Origin of the sequence: Photorhabdus tasmaniensis, assembly GCF_011189505.1 — a bacterium.
GTDB lineage: Bacteria > Pseudomonadota > Gammaproteobacteria > Enterobacterales > Enterobacteriaceae > Photorhabdus > Photorhabdus tasmaniensis.
Genome location: NZ_PUJU01000170.1, coordinates 1 through 923 on the forward strand (window position 1 = coordinate 1; position 923 = coordinate 923).

At 44.2% G+C, this 923-nt stretch carries 1 protein-coding gene; it reads right to left on the minus strand.

The genetic code is table 11. The annotated features are described in order from the left end of the window. Positions 1 to 923, minus strand: a 923-nt coding sequence (locus C5471_RS23365; RefSeq protein ID WP_207627461.1) for a DUF637 domain-containing protein, incomplete at both ends; no start/stop codon positions are given.

Consider the following 923-nt stretch of genomic DNA (forward strand, 5'->3'; position numbering starts at 1 on the left):
CCCTTAATAGACCACAGTTGCCCTGCACCCATTGAGCTATAAGGATTAAATGTTGGTTCTTTTATATATTCAAGTGGGGCTTTTACCGCTACTTTAGCAAACTTATCGGCAGCATGGGTAGTAACCCATGTCGAACCTTTGACAAGCCCTAAACCGCCAGCAGCTGTGCTGACAATACCCGTTACGATTTTTCCCATTTCCAAGCCGGCATTATATGCACCTTCACTACCCGCTTTCTCGTATTCAACTTTGATGACATCCAGTTGCTTAAGATAGCTCTCCTTCGTTTCTTGCCAGATAAAGCCAGGCATATCTTCCTGCATCAAAAGCATTTTAAGTGCATCTATTGTCTCTGACGGATTAGAAACTGCCCCGACAATTGCCATGACATTATCGTAAAGTTCCACTGGAACACCGGATACAAAGCCAGCGGCAAGATGGAGCTCTTGTTGAGAGCCGATGATTCCCCATTTGCTAAGAATTTGAGCTTTCTTAAGATAATTGGTTTCTGTAGCAAGCTCTTTTTCCATCAATTCTTGCTGATGATGTGCGAGATAATTGTACCGGAAAGTATTTTCAGCACTGTTTGCTCCGCTGTAAGCGCCATTTGCTTTGCCGGTGAATACAGCACCAGCAATACCACCGAAAGCCCGAACAATTTGTGCTTGTTGTTCTGATGTTTTTTGCCATTTTTCAGCCTCAATGAGATTATCTCCCATTATTGCACCGGCTAGTTCAGCAGCTAAAGCTCCAGCTATTGCCCCTTTTGTATTACCACGACTAATTTCAGTACTGATACCTGTAACAATCGCATGGCTGATCGTTTTTCCGGGTAAACCTAACACCTGACCATTATCACCAATCAGCCCGGCCCCTTCTGCATTCATCTGATTGCCGATATTGGCAAGTAATGCGGTGGTGAA